Genomic DNA, 2,182 nt, shown 5'->3' with positions numbered 1-2,182 from the left:
GAAGTATCTCAATAACGTGATCGAGGCCGATCACGGAAAGCTCAAGATACTGATCAAGCCGGTGCGCGGTTTCAAATCGATCCCCACGGCCTATGCCACGATCAAGGGATTCGAAGTCATGCGAGCCCTGCGCAAAGGACAGGCTCGCCCCTGGTGCCTGCAGCCCGGCATCAGGGGCGAGGTGCGCCTTGTGGAGAGAGCTTTTGGCATTGGGCCCTCGGCGCTGACGGAGGCCATGGGCATGCTCAACCACCATTTCGCAGCAGCCGCCTGATCGGCGCAGAGCGACAGCCTACCTCTGACTGCCGCCAATCTTTGCAACAGAGCCAAAAATGTCGTCGCTCATGTCGGTCTCTCCTATTGTCCTGCGCGGGTGATCGGCGTCGCCGCGTCTGTGGTTTGTTCGGATCTTAGAAAATGAGCCGGTTCCGGATTATGCTGGGCGCAATCGCCGGACAAACGCCGCAATCGCCGCGCCAATCTCGTCCGGACTGTCCTCCTGGATGAAATGGGCGCCTGCGACCGTGATTTCGGTCTGGTTTGGCCATGTGCGGCAGAAGTCGCGTATTCGGCCCGTGGTCAGGTGTCCCGGCTCGGCGTTGATGAAGAGTTTCGGAATCGGGCTTTCGCTGAGCCAGCCGGCATAGTCCCGGGCGATCGCGACCACGTCGGCCGGGGTGCCTGCGATCGGGATTTGGCGAGGCCAAGACAGGGTCGGTCGACGGGCTTCGCCGGCGGCGAGGAAGGGCTCGCGATAGGCGGCCATCTCCGCTTCGCTTAAGGGGCGCAGGATCAATCCGGGGAGAACTTGTTCGACAAAAACATTGTCCTGCAACACCAATTCTTCGCCCGCCTGCGAGCGAAAGGCCTGAAACAGATCGCGATCCTGTTCGGGAAAATCCGCCCATTCGAGCGGCATGGTGACCGCTTCCATATAGGCAATCCCCTGTACACGCTCGCGGTGGCGGCGGGCCCAGTCGAAGCCGAGGACGGACCCCCAGTCATGCACGACCAGAACAACCCTGTCCCCGAGATCGAGCGCCTCCCACAGCGCGTCGAGATAGTCACGATGCTCGGCATAGGCATAACGCTCGGGCCCCGACGGATCGAGCTTGTCCGAATCGCCCATGCCGATCAGGTCACAGGCGATCAGCCGTCCCAGCCCGGCGCAATGCGGCATGATATTGCGCCACAGATAGGACGACGTCGGATTGCCGTGCTGGAAGAGGATCGGATCGCCGGTCCCTTCATCGATATAGGCCATGCGCCGGCCCTTGATCTCAATGAATTTCTTCTCGCCAAATGGCTTTGCGCCGAGGCTCATCGATATTCTCCTTGAGCGATTTTCTGGTCTGCCCGGTCGGCGATGCATATCGCATGATGAATATCATGTCAATCGAGGAATCGTTCTAGCCATTGCCGTCGAGCGGAGAGTTGCTGCCGGAGCATCGATGGATGACGGCGTAGGCCACGCAGGCGCCTCTCAGGCGGTAGCTTTCCTTAGCCCCGGGCGCATCCGAAAGATCGAGGAAGGTTTTGTGAGTCGGATACCAGACCGCGAGAATCTCATCGATATGTTGAGTGCCCACGGCCTGGCCAAACACGGGCGTGCACCACAGGATCCGCGCGCCGGCTCTGTTGCAAAAATCGTGAAGCTTGAGCATGCTTGGCGGAGATTGGACGGACGGAACGATGACGGATTTCAAGTGGCGCCATTTCCAGGGTGATGTGATCCTGTGGGCGGTGCGCTGGTATTGTCGCTATCCGATCAGCTATCGCGACCTTGAGGAAATGCTGGCGGAACGCGGCATTTCGGTCGACCATACGACGATCTATCGCTGGGTCCAGTGCTACGCCCCGGAGATGGAGAAGCGGCTGCGCTGGTTCTGGCGGCGTGGCTTTGATCCGAGCTGGCGCCTGGATGAAACCTACGTCAAGGTGCGGGGCAAGTGGACCTACCTGTACCGGGCAGTCGACAAGCGGGGCGACACGATCGATTTCTACCTGTCGCCGACCCGCAGCGCCAAGGCAGCGAAGCGGTTCCTGGGCAAGGCCCTGCGAGGCCTGAAGCACTGGGAAAAGCCTGCCACGCTCAATACCGACAAAGCGCCGAGCTATGGTGCAGCGATCACCGAATTGAAGCGCGAAGGAAAGCTGGACCGGGAGACGGCCCACCGGCAGG

Annotated in this window: 3 protein-coding genes and 1 pseudogene; 2 read left to right on the top strand and 2 right to left on the bottom strand. The window is 60.6% G+C overall.

Going from position 1 to position 2,182, the window contains the following annotated elements; translation table 11 throughout:
- Nucleotides 1–274 (top strand): DDE-type integrase/transposase/recombinase (locus tag L286_RS26660; protein ID WP_021222970.1); only part of this gene is annotated, 274 nt, incomplete at its 5' end.
- Between the two features lie 159 nt (nucleotides 275–433).
- Here the strand turns inward: L286_RS26660 and linB are convergent.
- Together linB and L286_RS26650 are read right to left on the bottom strand one after the other, a co-directional pair.
- Nucleotides 434–1,324, bottom strand: coding sequence for a haloalkane dehalogenase (gene linB, locus L286_RS26655; protein WP_021222972.1), 891 nt, complete (start codon nucleotides 1,322–1,324; stop codon nucleotides 434–436).
- Between the two features lie 85 nt (nucleotides 1,325–1,409).
- The gene (locus tag L286_RS26650) at nucleotides 1,410–1,706 is read right to left on the bottom strand and encodes a hypothetical protein (protein WP_235589608.1); all 297 of its coding nucleotides are present in this window, start codon (nucleotides 1,704–1,706) and stop codon (nucleotides 1,410–1,412) included.
- Here L286_RS26650 and L286_RS26645 point away from each other — a divergent pair.
- Nucleotides 1,693–2,182, top strand: a pseudogene (locus tag L286_RS26645) (IS6-like element IS6100 family transposase); the annotation flags it as partial. The gene L286_RS26650 and the pseudogene L286_RS26645 overlap by 14 nt on opposite strands.

The sequence above is a fragment of the Sphingobium sp. HDIP04 genome, from assembly GCF_000445085.1.
Taxonomy (GTDB): Bacteria; Pseudomonadota; Alphaproteobacteria; order Sphingomonadales; family Sphingomonadaceae; genus Sphingobium; species Sphingobium indicum.
The sequence above is the reverse complement of the archived record's forward strand: the minus strand, read 5'-3'. Positions and strand labels throughout refer to the sequence as shown.